Source organism: Deltaproteobacteria bacterium (genome assembly GCA_029210625.1).
In the GTDB taxonomy this organism is placed as follows: domain Bacteria; phylum Myxococcota; class Myxococcia; order SLRQ01; family SLRQ01; genus JARGFU01.
Genome location: JARGFU010000010.1, coordinates 1 through 23,529, shown reverse-complemented (window position 1 = coordinate 23,529; position 23,529 = coordinate 1). Strand labels below are relative to the sequence as shown.

20 protein-coding genes are annotated in these 23,529 nt (G+C 71.3%); 5 read left to right on the top strand and 15 right to left on the bottom strand.

Annotation, left to right across the window (positions count from 1 at the left end):
- Positions 1 to 9: 9 nt before the first annotated feature.
- Genes P1V51_11015 through P1V51_11005 form a run of 3 tightly spaced genes read right to left on the bottom strand, consistent with a single transcriptional unit; the run spans position 10 to position 5,509 of the window.
- Positions 10 to 780: an ABC transporter permease subunit gene (locus P1V51_11015; protein MDF1563567.1), complete on the bottom strand. Its 771-nt coding sequence runs from the start codon at positions 778 to 780 to the stop codon at positions 10 to 12.
- Entirely contained in the window at positions 777 to 1,727 is a 951-nt protein-coding gene (locus tag P1V51_11010) for an ABC transporter ATP-binding protein (GenBank protein MDF1563566.1), read from the bottom strand. The genes P1V51_11015 and P1V51_11010 overlap by 4 nt, the downstream gene beginning before the upstream one ends.
- A gap of 41 nt (positions 1,728 to 1,768) precedes the next feature.
- Positions 1,769 to 5,509: a zinc-dependent metalloprotease gene (locus tag P1V51_11005; GenBank protein ID MDF1563565.1), complete on the bottom strand. Its 3,741-nt coding sequence runs from the start codon at positions 5,507 to 5,509 to the stop codon at positions 1,769 to 1,771.
- A 113-nt stretch (positions 5,510 to 5,622) separates the two neighbouring features.
- Between P1V51_11005 and P1V51_11000 the strand changes: the two genes are divergently transcribed.
- The gene (locus P1V51_11000; protein ID MDF1563564.1) at positions 5,623 to 7,485 is read left to right on the top strand and encodes a hypothetical protein; all 1,863 of its coding nucleotides are present in this window, start codon (positions 5,623 to 5,625) and stop codon (positions 7,483 to 7,485) included.
- Positions 7,486 to 7,697: 212 nt separating this feature from the next.
- Here the strand turns inward: P1V51_11000 and P1V51_10995 are convergent, their stop codons facing one another.
- The 10 genes from P1V51_10995 to P1V51_10950 form a co-directional block, all read right to left on the bottom strand.
- On the bottom strand, positions 7,698 to 8,552 hold the full coding sequence (locus P1V51_10995) for an SAM-dependent methyltransferase (GenBank protein ID MDF1563563.1): 855 nt from the start codon (positions 8,550 to 8,552) through the stop codon (positions 7,698 to 7,700).
- Positions 8,552 to 8,896 carry a histidine triad nucleotide-binding protein gene (locus P1V51_10990; protein ID MDF1563562.1) on the bottom strand — a complete coding sequence of 115 codons (345 nt, stop codon included), beginning with the start codon at positions 8,894 to 8,896 and terminating at the stop codon, positions 8,552 to 8,554. The genes P1V51_10995 and P1V51_10990 overlap by 1 nt, the downstream gene beginning before the upstream one ends.
- Before the next feature lie 15 nt (positions 8,897 to 8,911).
- Positions 8,912 to 9,361 (bottom strand): D-aminoacyl-tRNA deacylase, encoded by a 450-nt coding sequence (dtd, locus tag P1V51_10985; protein MDF1563561.1) that lies wholly within the window; start codon positions 9,359 to 9,361, stop codon positions 8,912 to 8,914.
- Positions 9,358 to 10,314 carry a tRNA pseudouridine(55) synthase TruB gene (gene truB / locus P1V51_10980; GenBank protein MDF1563560.1) on the bottom strand — a complete coding sequence of 319 codons (957 nt, stop codon included), beginning with the start codon at positions 10,312 to 10,314 and terminating at the stop codon, positions 9,358 to 9,360. The genes dtd and truB overlap by 4 nt, the downstream gene beginning before the upstream one ends.
- Before the next feature lie 15 nt (positions 10,315 to 10,329).
- On the bottom strand, positions 10,330 to 11,247 hold the full coding sequence (locus P1V51_10975) for a bifunctional oligoribonuclease/PAP phosphatase NrnA (protein ID MDF1563559.1): 918 nt from the start codon (positions 11,245 to 11,247) through the stop codon (positions 10,330 to 10,332).
- Between the two features lie 115 nt (positions 11,248 to 11,362).
- Positions 11,363 to 11,749: a 30S ribosome-binding factor RbfA gene (gene rbfA, locus P1V51_10970; protein ID MDF1563558.1), complete on the bottom strand. Its 387-nt coding sequence runs from the start codon at positions 11,747 to 11,749 to the stop codon at positions 11,363 to 11,365.
- Positions 11,746 to 12,186, bottom strand: coding sequence for a DUF503 domain-containing protein (locus P1V51_10965; protein ID MDF1563557.1), 441 nt, complete (start codon positions 12,184 to 12,186; stop codon positions 11,746 to 11,748). The genes rbfA and P1V51_10965 overlap by 4 nt, the downstream gene beginning before the upstream one ends.
- 25 nt (positions 12,187 to 12,211) lie before the next feature.
- Positions 12,212 to 14,932 (bottom strand): translation initiation factor IF-2, encoded by a 2,721-nt coding sequence (gene infB / locus P1V51_10960; GenBank protein MDF1563556.1) that lies wholly within the window; start codon positions 14,930 to 14,932, stop codon positions 12,212 to 12,214.
- A gap of 76 nt (positions 14,933 to 15,008) precedes the next feature.
- Positions 15,009 to 16,763, bottom strand: a complete 1,755-nt coding sequence (gene nusA / locus P1V51_10955; protein MDF1563555.1) for a transcription termination factor NusA — start codon at positions 16,761 to 16,763, stop codon at positions 15,009 to 15,011.
- The gene (locus P1V51_10950; protein ID MDF1563554.1) at positions 16,763 to 17,260 is read right to left on the bottom strand and encodes a ribosome maturation factor RimP; all 498 of its coding nucleotides are present in this window, start codon (positions 17,258 to 17,260) and stop codon (positions 16,763 to 16,765) included. Before P1V51_10950 ends, nusA begins: the two co-directional genes overlap by 1 nt.
- Positions 17,261 to 17,395: 135 nt before the next feature.
- On the opposite strand from P1V51_10950, the gene P1V51_10945 reads away from it, so the two are divergent.
- The gene (locus P1V51_10945; protein ID MDF1563553.1) at positions 17,396 to 18,220 is read left to right on the top strand and encodes a carbon-nitrogen hydrolase family protein; all 825 of its coding nucleotides are present in this window, start codon (positions 17,396 to 17,398) and stop codon (positions 18,218 to 18,220) included.
- 6 nt (positions 18,221 to 18,226) lie between these two features.
- On the opposite strand, the gene P1V51_10940 is transcribed toward P1V51_10945, so the two are convergent.
- The gene (locus tag P1V51_10940) at positions 18,227 to 19,450 is read right to left on the bottom strand and encodes a hypothetical protein (GenBank protein ID MDF1563552.1); all 1,224 of its coding nucleotides are present in this window, start codon (positions 19,448 to 19,450) and stop codon (positions 18,227 to 18,229) included.
- 76 nt (positions 19,451 to 19,526) lie between these two features.
- Here P1V51_10940 and mutY point away from each other — a divergent pair, with 76 nt between their 5' ends.
- The 3 genes from mutY to P1V51_10925 are packed head-to-tail and all read left to right on the top strand — an operon-like array spanning position 19,527 to position 22,751.
- The gene (mutY, locus tag P1V51_10935; GenBank protein ID MDF1563551.1) at positions 19,527 to 20,561 is read left to right on the top strand and encodes an A/G-specific adenine glycosylase; all 1,035 of its coding nucleotides are present in this window, start codon (positions 19,527 to 19,529) and stop codon (positions 20,559 to 20,561) included.
- Positions 20,562 to 20,600: 39 nt separating this feature from the next.
- The gene (locus P1V51_10930) at positions 20,601 to 21,467 is read left to right on the top strand and encodes a hypothetical protein (GenBank protein ID MDF1563550.1); all 867 of its coding nucleotides are present in this window, start codon (positions 20,601 to 20,603) and stop codon (positions 21,465 to 21,467) included.
- Positions 21,468 to 21,473: 6 nt separating this feature from the next.
- Positions 21,474 to 22,751 carry an MBL fold metallo-hydrolase gene (locus P1V51_10925; protein MDF1563549.1) on the top strand — a complete coding sequence of 426 codons (1,278 nt, stop codon included), beginning with the start codon at positions 21,474 to 21,476 and terminating at the stop codon, positions 22,749 to 22,751.
- 48 nt (positions 22,752 to 22,799) lie between these two features.
- On the opposite strand, the gene P1V51_10920 is transcribed toward P1V51_10925, so the two are convergent.
- On the bottom strand, positions 22,800 to 23,529 hold a 730-nt coding region (locus tag P1V51_10920), incomplete at its 5' end, for a GAF domain-containing protein (protein ID MDF1563548.1).

The following is a 23,529-nucleotide window of genomic DNA, read 5'->3' as shown; positions in this document are numbered from 1 at the left end:
GAGGGCAGCCTAGCGCAGGAGGCGCTCGCGGTCGAAGAGGGCCGCGGCGAGGTAGACGAGGCCCACGTCGAGGGCGACCAGCACCACCGTCGCCACGACGTAGAAGCCGATGCCCAGCCGCACGCCCCCGGCGATCTGGGTGATGCCCAGCCCGATGACGGGCATCACGGTCATGGCCGCGAGGTTCTGGGCCGCCCGCGGATCACGCACCCGCGCGGAGATCGCCACCGCCACGGCGTTGCCGAAGATCGAGAGGAGGGGGCCGAGCACGAGCACGCCGACCGCCCAGGGCAGATCCGGCAGGGGCAGGCTCCCGTTGCCGCGGTAGGCCACCCAGTCCAGGCCGCCGATGAAGACCGCCGCCGAGAGCCAGCAGAGCAGCACCGCGGGCACCACCGAGGCCAGGCTCTTGGCCAGGACGATCTGGGTGGTCGAGACCGGGGTCGCGAGCAGCGGCTCGAGGGTCTTGCGCTCGCGCTCGCCGCCCACCGACTGGGCCGAGAGGAGGATCGGCACGAAGACCGGCATCAGGAGGAAGATCGGCAGCCAGGCGAAGGCCACCGCCTCGACCAGCAGCTCGGTGGGGTCCTCGGCCTTCAGCTCGTAGAGCTGCTGGATGGCCGCCCGGGTCGCCTCGGGGGCGGCCCGATCGAGGTAGACGACCAGCACCAGGGGCACGACCACCACGGTGATGGGCAGGGAGATCATCGAGGCCAGCAGGGCCGGCGAGCGCAGGGTGTCGCGCAGCTCGCGCTGGAGGAGGATCCAGATCGTCCTCATGGCAGCAGGCCCTCCTGGCGGGCCGCGGCCAGGAAGCCGAGGTAGGCCCCCTCCAGGGCCACCCGCACCGGCTCGACCCGGCGCACGGCGGCCCGGGCCTCGACCAGCAGGCGGACGACCTCGGCGATCTCGCCGGCCTCGCGCAGGGTGAGGTGGAGAGTCTGCCCCTCCGCCCGGGCCCCCTCGAGCTGCTCGAGGCCCTGCAGCCGCGCGGCCAGCTCGGCCGGGGAGGCGCCGCGCTCGAAGAGCTCGACGCGCACCAGGCGGTCGTCCGAGACCACCGGGTGGATGCCCACCACCCGCCGGGCCAGGAAGACCGCCCGCTGGCAGAGGCGCTCGACCTCGTCGAGGAGGTGGGAGCAGAGCAGCACCGCCGTCCCCTCGTCCCGGAGCTCGGTGACCAGCTCGCGCAGGGAGCCCACCGACTCGGGGTCGAGGCCGACGGTGGGCTCGTCGAGGAAGACGACCGGCGGGCGGTGGAGGAGCGCCCGGATCACCGCCAGCTTCTGCTTCATCCCCCGGGAGAGGGCCCCGAAGCGCTTGTCGGCGTGGGCCGCGAGGCCGAGGCGGGAGAGCTGGCGCTCCATCCGCGCCTCGAGGTCCCCGCCGTCCGCCCCGTAGAGGGCGGCGAAGTAGCGCAGGTTCTCGCGGGCCGAGAGGCGGGGGTAGAAGCCCGGCGACTCGGTGAGCAGGCCCACCCGGGCCCGCAGGCTCGCGCCGGGGAGGGCCCCGGCCCGTATCGGCTCACCCGCGACCCGGGCGCTCCCGGCGTCGGCGGCGTAGAGCCCCGAGAGGAGCCGCAGGGTGGTGGTCTTGCCCGCGCCGTTGGGGCCGAGCAGGCCCACCACCTCGCCGGCCCCGACGGTGAAGCTCACCCCGTCGACGACGGCGACGCCATCGAAGCGCTTCACGAGGCCCTCGGCCACGATGACGGGCTCGGTGCTCATCGGGAGCACCGAGCATAGGCCAGTCGAGCAGCCCGTGCCGATCAGAAGATCGAGTAGCCGAAGAGGTCGTGGTAGCCGCGGACCACCTCGATGTTCTCGATCAGGTTCTGCAGCTCCCACTGCTTGCCCCAGCAGGCCGGGTCGTCGCGGTAGAGGCAGTTGGTCGCCACCACGCCGTCCACCGGATCGTGAGCCAGCCGCTGGGCCCGCTCGACCATCTCGTAGCCCATCGAGTAGGTCAGGGGATCCGGGCTCTGCACCGCCAGGTAGACCCGGCCGTTGTAGGGGTTCTCGAAGCGGCCCACGACGGCGCCGGCGGTGGGGGTGAAGCCCTCGCCGCTGCCCTCCAGGTAGATCTTCGCCCCGTCCAGGAAGGACATGTCGAAGTTCGCGGAGAGCAGGGCCATCCCGTAGAAGAGGCCGTAGAGGGAGACGGTCCAGTTGGTGGCGGGATCCACGAAGGGGCCGGGACGATCCGGGGCCGGCAGGTCACCGTAGGCCGAGATCACGTCCTCGAGCACCGGCAGGATGCTCATGCTGCCGTCGGGCTCGAGCTGCGGCGCGAACTTCCGGTAGTCGTCGTTCACCATCGCCCCGAAGAGGGTCTCCACGGCGTGGGGGAAGGCGACGTTGAAGCCGAGGATGTAGGTCGTGTAGTCGCCCACGTCGTCGACGCCGAGGAAGTAGCTGGTGGGGTCGGCCAGGGTCTCGACCGCGGCCAGCTTGTCCCAGAAGGAGCCCACCACCCGGATGCGCTCGTACCAGTAGTAGCCGCTCTCGGCGTCGAACTCCGAGAGGGCGTAGCGCCCCTCCCCGAGGGGGACGTAGAGGTCCGAGCAGGGATCGACGGCCGAGTTCTGATCCGAACGGCAGATGACGTCCTGCTGATCGGTCCACCAGGTGAGCAGCCCGGTGTCGGGGTCGGTCCAGTAGGAGCCCGGCTCCGGGGTGGCGATGACCTTCGCCAGGAAGTTCATCCCCAGCATCGAGGCGGCGGTGTAGGAGAGCCCCCCGTTGGGATCGAGGTTCCAGTCCTCGTCGGTGATGAAGTCCGGCGCGTCCTGGGACATCCAGTACCAGTCGCCCGAGCGGTACCACTGGTCGAAGAGCCAGTTCTGGTACTGCAGCGACATCGGCATCATCGAGTTGAAGTAGACCGAGTAGTAGTAGTCGAAGGGGTCGAGGTAGCGGCGGTGCCGCTTGAAGGCGTTGAAGATGTAGTAGTCCTCGTACTCCTGCGCGGCGTAGGCGACGATCTCGTAGGGGTCGGCGCCCTCGTCGAACATGTCGCACCACCAGACGGCCCCCACGTACTCGTCGGAGCAGAAGCGGTAGGGCACCACGGCGTCGGTGAGGTCCGGCGCGTCGGGATCCCACGTGAGGTAGCCGATGTAGTCCTCGACGGGCACGAAGCTGCGCGCCCGCATGTTGGGCAGGCCGCCGAAGAGGTCAGGCAGCGAGGTGTAGTGCAGGTAGTCGTGCACCGCGTCCTCGAGGCCCATGTAGTAGAGGACGTCCTTCTGCTGCCAGTCGGGCGGGTTGTCGAAGACCTCCACCAGCCCGCCGTAGGCAAAAGCGATGGCCGCCCGGTCGTAGTAGCCCAGCCCCCGGATGTCGGAGGAGAAGCGCGAGCCGTAGTCCATCAGGGAGGAGTAGGAGTGGCCGCGCACGCCGGCGGCCGCCTCGGCGTCGGTAGGCAGATCGAGGGTGCGGGCGCCCGGATCCCGGGCATCCCAGTAGGCGTCGTGGAAGTTCAGCGCGTCGGTGGTGCCCGCGAAGTTGTGCCGTAGGCCCAGGGTGTGGCCCACCTCGTGGGCCGCGGTGGACTTGAAGAGGTACTCCCGGAGACGGGCGAGGATCACCTCCCGCGGCTGGTCCCGGAGCTCCTCCACCAGGCCGAGCACCGCGCCGTCCTCGAAGTCGCGCAGGTCGACCGCCCGGGCGCCGAGCTTCAGCCGGTGCTTGCGCATCGCCCGCAGCAGCCGGCCGCCGTGCCGCTCGCTCGGGGTGAGGCGGCGGCCGAAGCGGCGCTCGAGGGAGAGCTGCATCTCCTCGTTCCAGAGCGCGTCGACCCGGGGGTCGCCGTCCGCCCGCCGCAGCCGACTTCCGGCCCAGTCCCGGCCGCGCTGGAAGGGCTCGCGCGGCCCCTCCCGGAGCCGGGCCAGCCGCTCCCCCAGGCCCCGCTCCATCGTGCGCTCGACGCGGCCCCGGGTCTCCACCGGATCGTAGCTGGGCTCCTTGCCGAGCCGCGAGAGGGCAGGCCCGACGTTCTCGCCTTGGAGGAACTCCCGCTCGTCGATCTTGCCCCGCACCAGGTCGATCACGTCCGCGCTCTGGGACACCCACTCGTCGATGGAGGCCCCGAAGACGTAGGCCGAGGCGCTCACGATCTCGCCGGTGAGGGGATCGGCCGAGGAGGGGCCGTAGCCCAGCAGCGAGTAGAGCTGCGGATCATCCACCCAGTAGAGGAAGTTGAAGCGCAGGTCGCCGTTGCGCTGACCGTGGTCGACGACGCGCCCCCCCTCGACCCGGAAGGTGTTGCGCTGCACCCGGAACATCTCGGCGGGCGGGGTCTCGCCCCAGCCCTGCTCCAGGGAGGTCTTCAGGGGCTCGGACCACCAGCTGGCGATCTCCTCGGCGGAGGGGACCAGCGCCTCGGGGAAGCCGGGGGAGAGCACGTAGGTGATGGGCTCGGGCGCGCCGGTCTCGTCGCTCCAGAGGTTGAAGAGGTTGGCCAGGTAGATCCGGCCCTTCTCGGTGACCCCGTAGCCCCGGTCGTAGGTCTCCCGCTCGGTGCGGAAGTAGCCGAAGCGGTCGAAGTAGGGGATGCGGACGAGCTCGCAGTCGGCGGTCTCGTCCACCTGGCAGGGCACCATGTCGCCGACCTGATCGTTCCAGCGCAGGCCGATGGCCTCGCCGTTCTCGTCCCGGGCCACCTCGTTGTCCGGGTAGTAGAGGGGCTCGTAGTTGGACTCGAAGACCCGCAGGAAGGAGCCCCGCACCTCGACGGTCTGGGACGCGCAGTCCCAGGGCCCGTACTCGTAGAACCAGCAGGCGGGCCAGGCCTCGGTGGTGCCGTCGTCGTAGTAGATCTCGAAGGTCTCGGGCGTCACCTGGAGCCGCTGGGTGATGTCGAAGTAGTCGATGTACTCGAGGTCACCCCAGACCATCGGATCGCGCACGTCCTCCCAGCCGTCCTCGTACCAGGTGCCGAAGACCGGGGCGTCGGGATCGTCGGGATCGGTGACGGCGTAGGAGGCCCCCTGCACGGTCACCCCCATCGCCGTGTCACCAGCGGCGATGAAGTCGAAGTTCGCCAGCAGGTTCCTCGACCAGTCGACCCGCATGTACTCCCGGTCGTACCAGGGCCGGTCGCTGGCGTTCTCGACGATGACGTTGGTCTGCTCGCCGGTGGCGGGGTTGTACTCCCGCTGCACGTCGAAGTGGCTGACGATCCGGAAGGCCGCCACCGGCGCGCCCAGGTAGGGCTCCCCCGGGAGGTTGCTGGGCCCCTCCGAGCCCTGCACCCGCTCGTAGGTCCGGTAGGCCGTGAGCTGATCCTCGCTGATCTCGAAGCGCACCCGCTCGAGCCAGGACTGCTCGCCGATGAAGGTCACCCCGGTGGTGAAGGGCACGTCCACCACCGTCTGGCGGTAGTACCACTCCCCCTCGAGGGCCGACTTGCGCAGCTTGCCCGGCTGGGTGCGATCGATGTCGCCCACGTTCTGGGCGCAGCCCGCGAAGAGACCCACCAGGGCCAGGGTCCAGAGGATCCCGCGCATTCCCCACCTCCCGTGAGAAGAGACGTTCGGGCGCAGAAGGTAGCAAGCCCCCCCCACCTTGCCTACGGCCGGTTGTCAGGGTGGCGGCGCTGGTGGGAAGCTAGCTTCCGAGAATGCACCCCGGGACCCGCACCTGCCTGCTGACGGCGCTGCTCTTCCTCTCGACCCTCGCCAGCGCCGGCTGTCCGAAGAAGGGCGACTGCGAGGGAGAGACCTGCAGCGACGCGGGCTTCTGCCTCGAGGATCGAGAGTGCGCGGGCGGAGAGATCTGCGAGCAGGGCGTCTGCGTCCCGGCCCGGGACGGCCCCTGCTCGGTGGACACCGACTGCCGCGCCGGCGAGCGCTGCGAGGCCCTCACCGGGAAGTGCGTGAGCACCACCGGCTGCACCAGCGACGCCGCCTGCGGCTCCCTGGAGCGCTGCGATCTGGCCACGGGCACCTGCATCGGTGATCCGGGCTGCACCCGCGACCTCGACTGCAGCCCGCCGCAGACCATCTGCGAGGGCGGCGCCTGCGTCCCCGGCTGCGCGCAGAGCGGCTGCAGCGGGACCGACACCTGCGAGGCCAGCACCGGCCGCTGCCAACCGGTGGGCGGCTGCAGCACCGACGCCCAGTGCTCTCCTCCGGCCCGGATCTGCGAGGGCGGCGCCTGCGTCCCCGGCTGCGGCGACACCGGCTGCAGCACGGGCTGGACCTGCCTGGCCGCCACCGGGCGCTGCGAGTCCGACGGCAGCTGCACCTCCGACGCCGAGTGCGGCGCCCCGGCCCGGATCTGCCACTCGGGGAGCTGCATCGACGGCTGCACCCCCGGCGGCTGCGGCACCGAGTGGAGCTGCAACACCAGCACCGGCCGCTGCGAGAGCGGCACGGGCGGCTGCATCAGCGACGCGAACTGCTCCCCCCCGGCGGCGATCTGCGTGGGCGGGAGCTGCACCGCCGGCTGCACCACCACCGGCTGCACCACCGGCACCTGCAACACCTCCACCGGCCGCTGCGGCACCGCCACCACCACCTGCTCCACCAACGCCGACTGCTCGGCCCCCTTCCCCCTCTGCGCGGGGGGCACCTGCGTGGCGGACGGCAGCAGCGACTGCACCACCACCGGCTGCACCACCGGCTCGCTCTGCGATCCCTACCTGGGTGCCTGCGAGCCGCGGGGCACGGTGCCCCTGGGTCAGAACTGCACCACCCACGAGCAGTGCGCCGACGACTACTGCGTGATCCTCGGGGACGGACAGGGCCGCTGCACCCGGGCCTGCTCCGCCACCCACCAGTGCCCGGTCGACTTCAACTGCTACGCGATCCCTCCGCCGGGGACCTCCTTCTGCCTGCACGAGACCCTCATCGGGAAGGACTACGGCCCCAGCCCCATGGGGACCGCCTGCTCGGGCACCGTGAACACCTGCCAGTCGGGGATGTGCCTGACCCTGGTGGGCGCCTGCACCGACTCCTGCCAGCACGACCGCGACTGCCTCTCGGGGGACGCCTGCACCCTTCTCATCGGCGACTTCGACGGCAACTACATCGACGAGGTGCGCACCATCTGCTTCCCCCGGGGCTTCGGCGGGACCACCGGCGACGCCTGCTCCTCCAACGATCAGTGCATGCGGGGCAACTGCATGGGCACCCCGCCCGGCTCGATCTGCGCGGACCCCTGCTGCAAGAGCACCGACTGCCCGACGGGCTTCACCTGCCAGCCGGTGCAGCGGCCCGGCGCCGAGGGGCTCTTCCGGGCCTGCGGCGCCATGCCTCCCACGGGCACCGCCCCGGTGGGCAGCCCCTGCAACCGGGCCGACCACACCCCCTGCCGCAGCGCCTGGTGCTTCGAGGACAAGACGGGGGCCCCGCCCTACTGCACCGACACCTGCTGCAGCGACGCCGACTGCCCCTCGGGCTTCCGCTGCCTCTCGGAGCTCTTCGACGTGGACGGAGACAGCGTCTTCGACGTCAGTCAGCCGCTGTGTCAGCGGAGGTAGCGCGGTCTCGCGGAGGGCTGTGAGCTGTGAGCTGTGAGCTGTGAGCTCTGCCGTGCTGGCCCGATAGCGCCTCGACCTCTCTACCGTGGTGAAGGCGCCCGCATCGGCTGGCAGTGGCATGACGTCAGGTGACGAAACGACCCGAACCCACCGCAGGCCCACGAGCGAGCTCATAGCTCGCAGCTCGCAGCCGTCCAGCACTGTCACCGAGCCTACGCGTCGGTGGGCTCCGCCACCTCGGTCTCTGCCTCCTCCGCAGCCTCCTCGGCCATCTTCTGCGGCGGCGGCACGATGCAGCGGGCGAAGGTGAGGAAGCCGGTGTGGCCGATCATCTGCAGCTCGGGCCGCACGCTCGCGCGCGAGACGAACCAGGGCCGCATGAGGGTCTCGGTCGTCTGCAGGTCGGTGAAGGCCCGCTCCCGCCGGAGGGCCTCGCCGGTGCGGTCCACCTGGAGGACCGTGGGCGAGTAGGCCACGAAGATCCCGCCGGGCTTCAGGGCGCGGGCGGCGTGGGGCACCACCTGCCAGGGCTCCGGCACGTCGAGGATGATCCGATCGAGCTCGGTCTCGTCGATGCCGGCGTAGACGTCGGCGACCTTGATGGTGTGGTTCTCGGGCTGAGCGCCGAAGAAGGCCTCGACGTTCTTCTTGCCCCGGTTGATGGCCTCGGTGCGCACGTCGTAGGAGGTGAGGTGCCCCTCGGAGCCGATGGCCCGCAGGAGCGCCAGGGCCAGCCCGGCGCTGCCGAGGCCGGCCTCGAGGCACTTGAGGCCCGGGCCGATGTCCCCCCAGAGGAGGATGGTCGCCAGGTCCTTGGGGTAGATCACCGTGGCGTAGCGCGGCATCTGCACCACGTAGTCCGGCAGGGTCGCCCGGACAATGGTGAAGGGCTTGCCCTTGTCCGAGTCGAGGCTGATACCGCCGGGCTGCCCGATGATGTCGTCGTGCTGGAAGACCTGACCGCGGATGTCCTTGCGGCCGCCCTCCTTGAGGACGGTGAAGTAGCGGCGGGCCTTCTGATCGACGAAGATCACGGCGTCGCCTGCCTGAAAGGGGCCGGTGCGCATCAGCCCGGGGGCCACTGCAGGGCGCGGCCGGCCAGCAGGTGCAGGTGGAGGTGGAAGACGCTCTGACCGGCGCCCTCGCCGCAGTTCATCACCAGCCGGTAGCCGCCCTCCTCGTGCCCGCGCTCGGCCGCGATGGCCTTGGCCGCCAGGAAGAGCTCTCCCACCAGCCCCGCGCTCTCCTCCTCGAGGTCGTTCACCGTGGCGATGTGCTGCCGCGGGATGATGAGGACGTGGGTGGGCGCCTGGGGCGCGATGTCCTCGAAGGCGAGGAGATCGTCGGTCTGGTGCACCACCTTGGCCGGGATCTCACCCTTGGCGATCTTGCAGAAGAGGCAGTCGGACATGGTGGAGGGGTTAATTCAGAAACGCCTGTCCGAGTCGAGGAGGATCGTCACCGGGCCGTCGTTGAGGAGCTCGACCTCCATGTGGGCCTGGAAGGTGCCCGTCTGGACCTCCAGCCCCAGGGCGCGCAGGCCCTCCCCCACCTCCTGGTAGAGGCGATCGGCCGTCTCGGGATCGGCGGCGTCGATGAAGGCCGGGCGGCGCCCCTTGCGCACGTCCCCGTAGAGGGTGAACTGCGAGACCAGGAGGACGGCGCCGGCGATCTGATCCACCGAGAGGTTCATCTTCCCGGCCGCGTCCTCGAAGATCCGCAGGCCGGCGATCTTGGAGATCGCCCACTCCACCTCGGCGGGGCCGTCGCCCTTGCCGACGCCCAGGAAGACGAGGAGCCCGGGGCCGATCTCACCGACGGTCCGCTCCTCCACGGCGACCAGCGCGCGGGAGACCCGCTGGACGACCATCCTCATGGCGCGGGCTGGGCCTGGAAGACCCGCGTCGGCTGCAGGCCGTGGGTCTTCATCTCTCCGATGGCGACCAGGTCTCCCTCGGGATCCACGATGCGCACCTTCTGTCCGGGGCGCAGGCCCCCACCCCCGCTGGCGGCGAGCTCGCCCAGCCCGACCGCCCGGCCGTGGCGCACGTCGCGGACGCCGCGCTTGCTCAGGCGGATCAGGGGCCAGTCGGGGAGCGCCTCACCCATGGGCAGGAGCTCGGCGCGCAGCGCCTCCCGGACCTCGGGATCCCGGGCCTCCTTGATGCGCTCGAGGGACACGGCCTGCTCGAGGGTGAAGGCACCGACCCGGCTGCGGACCAGCGCGGAGAGGTGCGCCCCGCAGCCCAGGGCCTCGCCGAGATCGTGGGCCAGGGTGCGGATGTAGGTGCCCTTGCTGCACTGGATCGAGAGGTCGAGCTCGGGCGGCTCGAAGCGCTTCAGCTCCAGGGCGTGGATGGTGACGATCCGCGGCTCGCGCTCGACCGTCTCGCCCTCCCGGGCGAGCTCGTAGAGGCGCCGCCCGTCCTTCTTGAGGGCGGAGAACATCGGCGGCACCTGGGCGATCTGGCCGCGGAAGGCCTCGAGGGCCTCCTCGACCTGCTCCCGCTCGACCTCCACCGGCCGCTCCTCGAGCACCTCACCGGTGGCGTCGTGGGAGTCGGTCGACACCCCGAGCCTCACGGTGCACTCGTACCCCTTGTCGGTGTCGGTGAGGTGACCGGCGAGCTTCGTCGCCTCGCCCAGGCAGACCACCAGGACCCCCTCGGCCATCGGATCGAGGGTGCCGGTGTGCCCCGCCCGCTTGACCTTCAGGAAGCGGCGGACGCTCGAGACGATGTCGTGCGAGGTCGGACCCCGCGGCTTGTCCACGACCAGGATCCCGGCGGGATCCGGTGGGCGGGGCGTGCCGCCCCCTGGCTTGCTCATGGTGTCGGTCTCGCTTCAGGGGGCGGGGATGATCTCGGTGACGGCCTCGGAGGCCAGGGCCTTGGCCGAGGCCAGCTCACCCGGGATCAGGGCGCTGGCGGCGTTGCGGGAGCCGTTGCCCCCGAGGCGCTCGCCGACGCGCTGGAGGGGGACGTTGCCCCGGCTGCGGAAGGAGACCTTGAAGCCTCCCTCCGGGAGCTCGACGAAGAGCGCCGCGACCTCGACCCCGTCGACGGAGCGGGCGTGGTTCACGAAGCCGTCGAGCATGTCCGGGGTCGCGCCGCAGGAGCGCAGGGTCTCCTGGAAGACGGTCAGGGTCGCGTACTGCCCGGCGTGGGAGACCTCCAGGGTCTGCAGGGCGCTGGCGAGCAGGCGCAGGCGCGCCTCGGGCTGGGACTCGTAGATCCGGGAGGCCATCTCCCAGGGGTGCACCCCCGCCGCGATGAGCTCGCCGGTGACCCGCATGCACTCCGGGTCGGTGCAGTCGTAGCGGAAGGAGCCGGTGTCGGTGAGGATGGCGGTGTAGAGCCCGACGGCGACCGGCTCGCTGACCGGATGCCCGAGGGCCTGGAGGATCCGCCAGATCATGACGCCCACCGCCGCGGCGGTCGGGTCGATGTAGTTCAGATCCCCGAAGGCCTCGCTGTCCCGGTGATGATCGATGTTCACCAGGGTGCCCAGCAGCCCCTGCTTCGCCCAGAGCGCCTCGGGCAAGGCCTCCTGGCGGGGCGTGTCGCAGACGAAGGTCGCGTCGAAGGGCGGACCCTCGGGGAGGGTCGAGGCGATCTCGTCGACCCCGGGGAGGAAGCGGAAGTTGTAGGGCAGGTCGTCGGGGGCGAAGTGCACCACCTCCTTGCCCATCTCTCGCAGGGCGAGGCTGATGGCCAGGCTGGAGCCGAGCGCATCCCCATCGGGCCTCTGATGCGCGGCCACCAGAAAGCGCGCTCCCCCGCGAATGGTATCGACGATTCGATCCAGCACGGCTCCTCCCGGTGTCATCGGGCTAGACCCACAATCTAGCGCCCGAAAATCACCTTGAAAAGCAAACTCATTCCTCGTCGTCCGCGCCGGCCGCCGGGGCGCTGGACGAGAGCTCGGGGAGGCCGGAGAGGATCTCCTCCATCCGGGCCCCCCGGTCGAGGGAGGTGTCGTAGGCGAAGCGCAGCGCGGGCACGCTGCGCACCTCGAGCACGCGAGCGAGGTGCCGCTGGAGGAAGCCGCGCGCGGCGACGAGGCCGGCCTCGGTCTCCGAGACCCGCTCCTCCTGGCCCATCACCGAGAAGTAGACGGTGGCGTGGGAGAGGTCCTTCGAGAGCTCGACCCCGGTGAAGGTGGTCAGCGCGCTGATCCGCGGGTCCTTGAGCTTGCCCCGCTGGAGCAGGGTCGTGAGCTCACGCTGGATGACGCCTCCGAGCCGGACGGGACGATGGCTCATCCTCCCTCCTCGCTGATCTTGTTCGAGCCGAGGCCGAGGCTCCCGGGCCGGAAGGCAGCTCGGCCGGCGGCCCGCTCCTCCTCCTGGATCCGCTCCTCGAGCTCGGGCAGGCCGTACTTCTCGGCGAGCGAGGTGGGGGTCTCCTCGAGCTCGTCGTAGCGGACGACCTCTTCCTCCACCGCAGCGACCTCCACCAGGCCGGTCCCCTCGATGAACTTGGTCACCCGCTCCAGCACCCGGGCCACCTTCGCGCCGTCGGCGCCCACGGTGGAGAAGCCGATCACGGCGCTCTGGTGCAGGTCGTGCTCACCCACCTCGGCCGCGGCGATGTGGAAGCGCCCCCGCACCCGATCGAGCAGACGCCGCAGGATCGCCCTCTTCTCCTTCAGAGAAGCGGTACCTGGCAGCATGAGCTGCAGACGGAGGACTCCAACCATCATCTCGACGACCGCCGCGTTCTACCTAGAGCGAGGGGCGAACTTCCTCGACCTCGAAGGCCACGAGGATGTCACCCGCCTGGACATCGTTGAAGTTGGCGATGCTGACACCACACTCCATGCCGTTGGGCACCTCCTTGACGTCCTCCTTGAAGCGCTTGAGGCCGTCGAGCTTGCCCTCGAAGATCGGCGCGTCGCCGCGGAGCACCCGCACCCAGGCGCTGCGCAGGATCTTGCCGTCGACCACCGCGCAGCCGGCGATGGCGCCCTTGCCGCGGATCCGGAAGACGTCGCGCACCTCGGCCCGGCCGATGTTGTTCTCCTTGCGCACCACGTCCAGCATGCCGGCCATCGCCAGCTTGATGTCGTCCACGGCGTTGTAGATGACGTCGTAGGTCCGGATCTCGATCTTCTCGTGCTCGGCGAGCTTCTTCGCCTTCGGGTCGGCCTTGGTGTTGAAGCCGACGATCATCCCGCCGGAGGCGGTGACCAGCATGACGTCCGACTCGGAGATGGCACCCACCGCCTTCTGGATGATGGTGACCTTCACCTTCTCGGTGGCGAGCTTCTCCAGGGTGGCGGCCACGGCCTCCAGGGTGCCCTGGACGTCGGCGCGCAGGACGACCTTGAGCTCCTTCTGCTCCGGTGCCTCGCTCCCCTTCATCTTGGCCAGGATGTCCTCGAGGCTGCCGCCCTTGGCCATCCGGGCGTCGCCGGCGAGGCCGTCGCTGCGCTTCTGCTCGGCAGCCTTCGCGGCCAGCTCCCGCGCGGCCTTCTCGTCGCTGACCACGTAGAAGGCGTCGCCCGCGGCGGGCACGCCGTCGAGGCCCTGGATCTCGGCCGGGAAGCCCGGGCCGATCTCCTTGACCACCTTGCGCTGGTCGTCGGTGAGGACCTTCACCTTGCCGATGGTCGAGCCGGAGAAGACGAAGTCACCCCGCTTGAGCACGCCCTCCTGGACGAGGAGGGTCGCCACGGCGCCCCGGCCACGCTCGATGCGGGCCTCGATGACCCGGCCTTCCGCGGCGCGGTTGGGGTTGGCCCGCAGCTCGAGCATCTCGGCCTGCAGGTCGATCATCTCGAGCAGCTTGTCGACCCCGTCCCCGGTCTTGGCGGAGACGTTCACGACGATGATGTCACCGCCCCACTCCTCGGGGATGAGGTTGTGCTCGGTGAGGTTCTGCCGGACCCGCTCGGGGTTGGCCTGGGGCAGGTCGCACTTGTTGACCGCCACGATCACCGGCACCTTCGCCTCGCGGGCGTGGGCGATGGCCTCGATGGTCTGGGGCATCACCGAGTCGTCGGCCGCGACGACGAGGATCACGATGTCGGTGATCTGGGCGCCGCGGGCCCGCATGGCGGTGAAGGCCTCGTGGCCCGGGGTGTCGATGAAGGTGATGGAGGAGCCACCCACCGGCACCGAGTAGGCGCCGACGTGCTGGGTGATCCCGCCCGCCTCCTTCGCCGCCACCCGGCTGTGCCGGATGTAGTCGAGCAGCGAGGTCTTGCCGTGGTCGACGTGCCCCATGACCGTGATGACCGGCGGCCGGCGGACGAGATCGGACTCATCGATCTCACCACCGGTGTCGATGATCTGCTCGAGCTCGAGGCCGATCTTCTCGATCCTGAAGCCGAACTCCTCGGCGGCCAGGGAGGCGGTCTCGACGTCGAGGGACTGGTTGGCCGAGGCCGGCGAGCCCATCTGCATGAGCTTGCGGATCATGTCGTTGAGCCGCACGCCCATCTGCTTGGCCAACTCGGAGACGGTGATGGTCTCCTCGACCTTGATCACCCGCTTGTGCTCGGCTGCCACGGTGACCTCGGTCTTCTTGCCCTTCTTGGTGGGGCGCTTCTTGCGGCCGCGCACCGGGATGTAGGCCCGGTCCCGCGCCAGGGTGATCAGCTCGCGCTTGGTGAAGGCCTCCTTGGCGCGCCGCTGGCCGCCCGGGGTCTTCTTCTTGCCGGCCTTGTCCTTGGTGACGTCCACGAACTCGCGGCCGCGGCCGAGCGAGTCGGTGACGACCTGGTACTCCTTCACCGGGCCGATCCGGCGCGAGCCGGCCGGGGTCCGCGGCCCCGGCGGGACCTTGGGGGCCACCGGGATCAGGGGACGGGAGATGACCACGGCCTGGGTGGCGGTGGGCTCGGTGAGCTTCGGCTGCTCGGCCGCGGCGGTGCCCGCCTCGGCGGACGCCTCGCCCTCGGCGGCCTCACCCTCGGCGGCGGCCTCGACCGCCTCGCCCTGGGCGGCCTGGACGGCCTCTCCCTCGGCGGCAGCCTCGGTGCCCTCGTACTCGGCGGCCTCGTACTCGGCGTCCGACTCGGCCGCCTCGCTCTCGTACCCCTCGGCCTCGTCGGCCTCGCTCTCGTACCCCTCGGCGTCGTAGCCCGTCTCGGCCTCGGCCTCCTCGACCTCGGCGACGGCCTCGACGCCCTGGGTGGAGAGCACCTCTTCCGTGTTGGCCTCGTCGCCCGGGACGACGCGGGTCGTGGTCACGACCTCGCCATCCTCGGTGGTCCGCTTGCGGCGGCGGCGAACGACGCCGACCGCGGAGACGGCCTTCTTCGGCTCTTCGACCGCCGGGGCATCACCACGGAGCCTCGCAAGGGCGGACTCGGCCTCGATCTCCTCGAGGCTGGAGGAATGGGACTTCACATCGAATCCCATCTCCTGGAGTCGGTCGACGACCTCTTTGTTGGAGAGGCCGACTTCCTTCGCAATCTCATAGACGCGCTTCTTCGCCATCGCTTGTCACCTGTGGTCGGGGCTTACATGGAAGTAGCCCCTTTCTTCGAATCCAGGGTCCTCGTCAGACCCGACTTCATGCCTTGGCCGAGGTCTCGTTGCTCTCGGACCCGTCGGTCTCGGCGGCCTGCGCGAGGGCAGCGTCCGCATGCTCCGACTCGGCTCCGGGCGCGCTCTTGGCAGCGGGGCCGGCCCCGTCCGCGTCGAGCTCGGTCCGCAGCCGCGCTTCCTCCGCCAGATAGTTGGCCACGGCCGTCTTGATCTGGCGAGCCTTCTTCAGGCCGATCCCGGTCGACTCTCCGAGCTTGATGGGATCGTCCTCCTTGTGCAGGTCCTCGACGGTGTTGTAGCCGCCGGTGGAGAGCTGCTCGATCGTGCGCTCACCCACGCCCCGGACGCGCAGCAGGCGCTCCTGGGGGGAGAGGGTGTCGGGGTGGCGGCGGAGCTCGGCCTGGCGAGCCTCCTCGCGCTCCTTCTCGAGGACGGCCTCGCGCTCGGCGTCGAGGACCGCCTGGGAGCGGGCGGCCTCCTGCATCGTCTCGACCTGCTGGGCGTCCACGCCGGGGATCTGCTCAAGCACCTCGGCGTTCGCGTCCGCGATGTCCGAGCTGCGGCGGAAGCCGTGGGCGTAGAGGACCTCGATGAGGTCGGCGTCGATGCCGGGGATCGCCCCGAGGGACTCGTCGGCGAAATCGCGCATCTCCTCGGCGCGGCTCTCGCTGTTGATGTCGAGCTTCCAGCCGGTGAGCTTGGCGGCCAGGCGGACGTTCTGCCCCTTGCGGCCGATGGCCAGCGAGAGCTGATCGTCGGGGACGATGATCTCCATGGCCTTGTTGGCCTCGTCGATCAGCACCCGGGTGACCTCGGCCGGAGCGAGGGCGGCGCAGACGAAGCGGGCCGGATCGTCGTCGAAGGGCACGATGTCGATCTTCTCGCCGCGCAGCTCCTGCACCACGGCCTGCACGCGGCTGCCCTTCATGCCGACGCAGGCGCCGACGGGATCGACCTGGGGATCGCGGGAGGCCACGGCGATCTTGGCGCGGCCGCCGGGCTCGCGCGCGGCGCGGGCGATCTCGACGATGCCCTCGTAGATCTCGGGGACCTCCATCTCGAAGAGCTTCACGAGCAGCTGCTCGGAGCCCCGGGAGAGGATGATCTGCGGGCCCTTGGCCTCGCGCAGCACGTCGAGGACGTAGGCCTGGATCCGGTCGCCCGCCCGGTAGGACTCGCGCGGCACCTGCTCGCGGACCGGCAGCACGGCCTCGGCCTGGTTGCCCACGCCCTTGTCGAGCTCGACCACGAGGTTGCCCCGCTCGAAGCGGCGCACCACGCCCGTGATGATCTGGCCCTTGAACTCCTTGAAGTCGTGGAAGACGTTCTCGCGCTCGGCGTCGCGGACCCGCTGGATGATGACCTGCTTGGCCGCCTGCGCCGCGATGCGCCCGAAGGCCCGGCGGTGGGTCTGGATCTTCAGGATGTCGCCGTAGCGCTCGTCCTGCATCTCCGCCTCGGCCGAGTCCTCCTCACGGTAGAAGATCTGGAAGAGGAGCTCGTCGCCGTCCTCGGCCTCGATGCCCTTCTCCTGGGCCTCCTCGATCGTGATCTGGTTGATCGGATCGGTGACCTCGGCGACGACGGTGAGGGCCTGGAAGACCTCCACCACACCCTTCTCCTCGTTGTACTGCGCCTCGATGGCGCGCTCGAGGCCGAAGGTCTTGAGGGCAGCGGTCTCGATGGCCTGCTCGAGCGTCTCCACGAGCACACCCCGCTCGACACCCTTCTCCTTGGCGACCTGATCCAGGATCAGGTTCATGTTCACCGCAGAAGTCATCAGCGATTCTCCTCGTCGAAGCGGTACTCCAGTCGGGCACGGACGATGTCGGCGTGGGGAAACTCGAAGAGCTCTCCATCCACGTCGACGGTCACCTGGCCGTCACGGATCCCCTTCAGAATGCCGTTGAAGTTCCTTCGGCGACCGTCGGAGACCGGATGCTCGGTCCGGATCTTCACCCGCTCGCCGACGAAGCGCTCGAAATGGGCAGCCAGACGAAGCGGGCGATCGAGCCCCGGGCTCGAGACCTCGAGGTAGTAGGCCCCCTCGATGGGGTCCTCCACGTCGAGGACCGGGTCGACCAGCCGCGTCACCAGGGTGGTGTCGTCGATGGAGATGGCCCGGTCCGGGTGGTCGATGTACAGACGGAGGATCTTCCGGCCCCGATCGTGGGTCAGCTCGACCTCGATCAGCTCGAAGTCCTGAGCCGAGATCACCGGCTCGAGGATCGACCAGATCTGCGCTTCCTGCGCGCCTGTTGTACCGTTCGTCGTCATCACAAAAAAAGAAAGCGGGCCCAACCGCGCCCACTTCCGGTAAAAAACCCCGAAAATGTGGGGCGTTTCGTAGCACACTGGATGCAGCTTCGCAATAGATCCTACCCTTCCCTACACCCTCTGAAAGGCCACCCGATGAGCACGTCTGACTCCAAGCGATTCGTACGGGTGGCCGCCCTCCAGCTCTGCTCCGGGGACTCGGTGGAGGAGAACCTCGAGCGGGCCGAGGCCCTCCTGCGCCGCGCCGCCGACGCCGGGGCCCGGGTCGCCGGCCTGCCCGAGAATTTCACCTTCATGGGCCCGGAAGAAGGAAAACCGGGGGTTTCGGAGCCGATCGAGGGCCCCTCGCTGACCCGCCTGCGGGCGCTGGCCCGGGAGCTCTCCCTGGCCATCGTGGCCGGCACCATCCCCGAGCCCGCCGGTGAGGGCCGGGTCCGGGCCACCTCGGTGCTGATCGGGGAGGACGGCCTCGATCGGGCGGTCTACCGCAAGATCCACCTCTTCGACGTGGACCTCCCCGGCGAGGAGAGCTACCGGGAAAGTGACGTGATCTCGAGGGGTTCGGAGATCGTGACCGGGGACGCCGCCGGGCTGCGCCACGGCCTCTCGGTCTGCTACGACCTGCGCTTCCCCGAGCTCTTCCGGGCCCTGGAGCAGGCCGGGGCCCGGGTGGCCTGGTGCCCGGCCGCCTTCACCCTCCAGACCGGCAAGGACCACTGGGAGGTCCTCCTGCGGGCCCGGGCCATCGAGAACGGGATCTTCGTGGTGGCCCCGGCGCAGTTCGGCACCCACCCCACCGGGCGCCAGACCTACGGAAACGCCCTGATCGCGGACCCCTGGGGCAAGGTGCTGGCCCGGGCGCCGGACACCGGAGACGCCCTGGCCGTGGCCGACCTGGATCTGGAGCAGGCCGGGGAGATCCGGCGGCGCCTGCCGACGGCCTCCCACCACGTGCTCTGATCGCCCCTACTCGGGCATCCCGCAGCGCATCCCCAGGAGGACGGGGAGCCCCTCCTCCGGCGCGGCGTAGGTGACCTGGGCCCGCACCTCCCCGCACTGCACCTCGGCCTGCCTCGGCTCGAGCCCCTTGAGCGAGGACTCCAGGATCGCCCGCAGGGCCCGCGCCTGGGCGGCCTCGCCCCCCTTGAGGCCCCGGGGCAAGGGGGGAGGCCTCGCCCCGCGGGAGGGGCCGGCCACGCAGGAGCGGTCCTCGGGGATCGAGGCCAGGGAGGGGCAGGCGTCGTAGGCCAGGGAGAGGATCCAGGACCGCCGCTGGCCGGGGTGCCCCAGGATCCGCTCGCGCATCCCCTCCAGCCAGATCGCCCGCTTGGCCTCCGAGGCCTCGTCCAGGCCCCGGTTGAGGGCCTCCAGCTGGGAGAAGGTCAGCGGCGCCACCCGGGCCTGGCAGGCCCCGCCGCCCTCGTCGAGGCAGTCCAGGCCCAGCACCAGGGCCCGCACCGCCTCGGTCTGGCGGCGGGCCTGGGCCCAGACCTGCGCCCCGGCGGTCTGATCCGGCCCCGGGCGCGGCACCATCCGGCAGCGCAGATCCTCCACCGCCCGCGGCGCCCCGGCGCCCAGGACCACCAGCGCCTCGTCCAGGCGCAGGTCGCCGCCCAGGGCGATGGGGCCGCAGACCACCCGGTGGATCGTCCGGCGGCCGGGCGCGGGGAGCCGCTCCAGGAAGGGAGAGAGGAGCGAGCGGGTCTCCTCGTCGAGCACCTCGCGGACGCCGGCCAGGCCCTTCACCGGGCCCTGATCGTCGCAGCGCCCCCGGAGGGCCGCCTCCATCACCAGCTCGCACTCCCGCATGGCCGGGACCTGGTTGCCCCGGACCTGCTCGACCGGCAGCGCCGTGAGGGCCTCCACCGCCCGGCGGACCAGGCCCGGGCGCTCCCCGGCCGCGGACTCGGCGGTGGTGCGAGCGAGGACGCGGACCTTCAGGTCCGCGCCCGGGAAGAAGCGCTCGACGCAGCCCGCCGACTCGTCCTCGCTCCCCACGCAGGAAGCCAGGCGGTGGAGGGCCGAGGCCGCCGGCCCTCCGCGGGGGTGATCGAGGCGCACGCCCTTCAGCGCGGGATCCTCGGGGAGAGGCCAGCCCGGATCGGCGAGGCTCGCCCGCGCGGCCGGCGCGGCCGCGAGCGGCGCCGGGAGGAGGACCAGGGCGAGGAGGATGGCCGGGATTCGCAGCACGTGCCTTCGAGGTTGCCCCGCGCTCGGCCTCTTTCGCAAGTGGCGTCCGGAGCCGGATGGCTCCATCCTGGGCTCCATGGCCTCCCCGCGACCCTCGCCCCGGCAGCGCAGCCAGGCCCTCGAGGCCTGGTTCGGGCGCGCCGCCCGGGACCTGCCCTGGCGCCACCGGGGCCGCGGCGCCGGCGAGCGCGGCTACCGGGTCTGGGTCAGCGAGATCATGCTCCAGCAGACCCAGGTGAAGACGGTCGTGCCCTACTACCTGCGCTGGTTGGAGCGCTTCCCCACCCTCGAGGCGCTCGCCGGCGCGAGGGAGGAGGCGGTCCTCGAGGCCTGGGCCGGGCTCGGCTACTACCGCCGCGCGCGCAACCTCCACCGGGCCGCGCGGCAGGTGCTCGAGGAGCAGGGCGGCCGGCTGCCCCGGAGCGCCGAGGCCCTGCAGGCCCTGCCGGGGATCGGCCGCTACTCGGCCGGCGCCATCGCCTCCCTCGCCTTCGGGGAGCGTAGCCCCATCGTCGACGGCAACGTCGCCCGGGTCCTCGCTCGCCTCGAGGGCCTCGCGGGCGATCCGCGGCGCCCTCCCCTCGAGCCGAGGCTCTGGGCGCTGGCCGGCGAGCTGGTCGAGGCCGCCGGGCACCCCGGCCGCCTCAACGAGGCCCTGATGGAGCTGGGCGCCCTGGTCTGCACGCCCCGCTCCCCGGCCTGCGAGCTCTGCCCCCTCGCCGCGGGCTGCGCCGCCCACCGCTCGGGGGAGCCCACCCGCTTCCCCGATCGCAGCCCGGCGCCCCGGCGCAAGCAGGCGCTGGCGACCTGCGGCCTGATCCAGGACCGGCGGGGCGCGCTCCTCCTGGCCCGCCGGCGCCCCGGCCTCCTCGGCGGGCTCTGGGAGCCGCCCCAGCTGGCGCGGGTGCCCGGCGGCCTCGTGCCCCGCGGCGAGGTCCGCCACGTCTTCACCCACCTCGAGCTCACCCTGCGCGTCGTGCAGGGGAGTATCGCCCGCCGGGACGCGCACCCGCCCCTGGCCGCCGACCTCTACGAGGCGACGGCCTGGAGCCGCGCGCCGGAGGAGCTCCCCCTCTCGGCGCTGGCCCGCAAGGCCCTGGCCCTGGTCTGACTTGTTTCCGGAAGCACGCCCGTGAAAAGCTCTAGAGCCGTGTCTCGCTACGCCGCCGCCCTCCTCTTCCTGCCCCTCCTCGCCCTCGGCGCCTGCGGGGACAAGCCGCCCGACTGGGAGTTCTTCAGCCAGCACCCGATCAGCGACGAGCTGACCTGCGGCCGGACGATGATGGGGGACGAGCTGATCCGCCTGGCCTACGAGGGGGAGCCCTTCGAGGGCCTGGACGATCCCGAGCCCCTGCCCGAGGGCGCCCTCGGGGCGCCGAGCAGCCTGGGCAGCTTCAAGCACAGCTACCCCTGCGCGCGGGACGCGGTCGAGGCCCGCGACGACCTGACCGACTCGGGCTTCACCGACCTGGCCCTGGCGAGCGAGAGCGCCCGGGCCTTCGTCTTCACCGGCAAGGACCCGGCGGGCTTCGAGGGACACTACGTGCGCTTCGCCTGCGACTGGGTCTCGGACCTCTCCCAGGATCTCGATCCCCCGCCCCCCTGGAGCGCGCTGGCCGCGGGCATCAGCGGGACCTTCGCGACCCCGCCGGCCGACAGCCCCGCCACCTACGCGGCCCTGCGCGAGCTGGGCGCCGTCGCCTTCCGCACCCGGATGACCCGGCCGGTCCCCTCCCTCTCGTCCTACCCGATCACCCGACCGGTCTTCCTCGGCATGGAGGAGACCTTCCAGAGCGTCGCGTTCACCGAGAACCCCGATGACGCCCGCGACGCCTTCGCGCTCTGCGCCACCTGGGTGGAGCACGACGTCTACGATCGCTGCGACTACGTCTTCGTGGGGAAGGCCTTCCACGTGATGCTCGACGAGGCCACCGGGACCTTCCACCAGACCATCCTGCTGCGTCAGTCCCTCGGCATCGACATCGTCGGCATCCAGGGCTGGTGCCGCCGCGGCTAGAGGGCGATGCGGCTCGAGGCGGGCTCGGTGGCGCTCTTCGCCGGTGAGGGCGCCGGGCGCCGGGCGCTGCTGATCGAGCGCGCCGGGGGCAGCGTCCTGGAGGGGACCCTCGCCTTCCCCGGCGGCCGGCTGGAGGAGGGGGAGGACGCCGAGGCCGGCGCGCTGCGAGAGCTGCGAGAGGAGACGGGGCTCGTGCTGCCGCGCGAGCGGCTGGAGCCCGCGGGCGACTTCCTCATGGAGGGCTACGTCCCCGCGCCGCTGCGCCTGCGCGTCTTCACGGCCCACCTCGCCGAAGCCGAGGCCGCCGAGCCGGTTGCGGGCGACGACGCGGCCACGGCGGGGTGGCGTCCGGTGGGCGAGCTGCTCGCGGGCTGGGCCGAAGGGCGGCTGCCCCTCTCCGACTCGGTGCGCGCGATCCTCGAGGCCCGCGAGGCCGGCGAGGTGGCGGCCGGAGCGCTGGAGCTGCGGCGGGGCGTGCAGCTCCTGGCCCTGCCCGCCCCCACCCTGCCGCCGGCCACCCACACCAACTGCTACCTCCTGGGCACGGGCGAGGAGCGGATCCTGGTCGACCCCGGCGCCGACGATCCCGCCGACGCCCGCCCCCTCCTCGAGGCCCTCGACGCGCTCGCGGCGGCGGGGATCCGTCTTCGGGAGGTCTGGCTCACCCATCACCACCGGGACCACCACGCCGCCCTGCCCTACCTGCGGGCGCGCCAGACGATCCGCTGCCGGGCCCACCCCCTCACCGCCCGGGCGCTGCCCGGGGGCGTGGTGGACGCGACCCTGCGCGACGAGGAGGTGGTCGAGCTGCCCGGCCCGATCCCCCAACGCTGGCGGGTCGTGGCCACCCCCGGGCACACCGGCGATCACCTGAGCTTCTTCGAGGAGGCCCGGGGCTCACTGCTCTGTGGAGATCACCTGGCGGGGGTGGGCACGGTGATCATCGATCCCCCCGACGGCGACCTGAAGGCCTACCTGGAGAGCCTCGACCGGCTGGAGGGGCTGGGGGCCGATCTCCTGCTGCCGGCCCACGGACCCCCGAGCACGCTGGTGGGCGAGCGGATCCGGATGTACCGCGCCCACCGCCTCGCCCGCGAGGCGGCGATCCTCGCGGCGATGGAGGCCGGAGCCCGGGAGATCCCGGCGATCGTGGCGGCGGTCTACACGGACGTGCCGACCTATCTGCACGTCTTCGCGGAGCGGAGCGTGCTGGCGCATCTGCTGAAGCTCGAGGTGGAGAAGCGGGTCCTTCGTGAGGGTGAGCGCTGGGAGCCGATCGGCTGAACCCATCGCTCCAGGGAGAAGCCGTGCACGTGCACGTGCACGGTTGTTCTAGACCGTGACCTCGCCGGTCCGGACGAGGTAGTCCGCCGCCTCCCGCGCCAGGTAATTCAGCACGGAGAGATCATCCACCGAGAAGGAGGTCCCCTTCTTGCGGTTGATCAGCTGCACGGCGCCCATGACCTGACCCTGGTGCTGGATCGGCACGGTGATCACCGACTTCACCTCGTATCCGAGCTTGTCGGAGACGGCCTGGAAGAAGCGGGGGTCGCGGTGAGCGTCGGAGATGGCGATGCCGACCCCCTCCTGCACGCAGACCCCGGCGAGGCCGGTGCCCACCGGCACCCGGATGTCCAGCCGGAGCAGCTCGTCGGCCTTGGGGCCGCGGGCGGCGGCGAAGGTGAGCTCGTGGGCCGAGATGTTCGCGCGGTAGACGCTGCCCGAGTCCGAGGGGATCTTCTCCATCGCCAGATCGAGGACGAAGGCCAGGGCCGAGCGAGCGTCGGTGGCGTCGAAGATCTCCGAGGTGCGCTGGAAGAGGTCGGCGAGGACCTCCTCGATCTCCGCCTCGGTCTGCTTCTTCACCTCCCGGCCGATGCGCTCCTTGGAGGTCACCACCGGCGCCTGCACCTGATCGACCTTGCGCACGTCGGTGTCGGTGGAGATCACCACGGGCGCCTGCACCGCGCCGAGGTCGTCCTCCATCGCCGGGGCCGGGGCCGGGGCCGGCGTCGGCGCCGGGGGCGGCGGCTCGGGTGCCGGGGGTGGCGGGGCGGCGGCC